Origin of the sequence: Xanthomonas sp. D-99 (assembly GCF_017746145.1) — a bacterium.
Lineage (GTDB): Bacteria > Pseudomonadota > Gammaproteobacteria > Xanthomonadales > Xanthomonadaceae > Xanthomonas > Xanthomonas cissicola.
The window spans coordinates 1-820 of record NZ_JAGHWU010000015.1; the positions used below are offsets into that span (position 1 = coordinate 1).

1 pseudogene is annotated in these 820 nt (G+C 63.4%); it reads right to left on the reverse strand.

The features are described from left to right. Positions 1 to 111 precede the first annotated feature (111 nt). Positions 112 to 820: pseudogene (locus J7360_RS07100) on the reverse strand (IS3-like element ISXac2 family transposase); the annotation flags it as partial.

Genomic DNA, 820 nt, shown 5'->3' on the forward strand with positions numbered 1-820 from the left:
ACCCCTGATCACCGCGCGGCTTGAAAGAGCCATCGAAGGTCGGGGCCACTGGGATGCGAAGAACGTGTGGGACGGTAATCCCCCCACTTTTAGCGGTCGCCAGAAGTGGAGCTAAGCGGCCATCGCCAACTTCATGGCAGGCGTGATGCCGCCGAGCGCCATATTCGGACGCTCGTGGTTGTACGTCCATAGCCAGCGGGTGGCTTTGTCCTGCACCTGGTCGATGGTGTCGAACAGGGTTTGGGCGAGCCAGGCGTAGCGGATGGTGCGGTTGTAGCGTTCAACGTAGGCGTTCTGCTGTGGCTTGCCCGGCTGGATGTGCTCGACCCGGATACCATGCCGCTGCGCCCAGGACAGCAACGCGCCACTGATGTATTCAGGGCCGTTGTCGCAGCGGATCACGGCGGGCTTGCCGCGCCACTCGATGATCTGCTCCAGCGATCGGATCACACGGGCTGACGGCAGCGACAGATCCACCTCGATCCCCAGCCCCTCGCGATTGAAGTCGTCGAGCACATTGAACAGCCGGAAGCTGCGGCCGTCGGCCAACTGGTCGTGCATGAAGTCCATCGACCAGACCTGGTTGATAGCCTCCGGCACCGCCAGAGGCTCGGGCCGCTCACGCACCAGCCGCTTCCTCGGCTTGATCCGCAGGTTCAACTCCAGCTCGCGGTAAATCCGGTAGACCCGCTTGTGATTCCAGCCAAAGCCCTTCACGTTGCGCAGGTACAGGTAGCACAGGCCAAAGCCCCAGTCGCGATGGGCGGTCGTCAGGCGGACCAGCCAGTCGGCGATCCGGGCGTTCTGCTCGCTGGCCTTG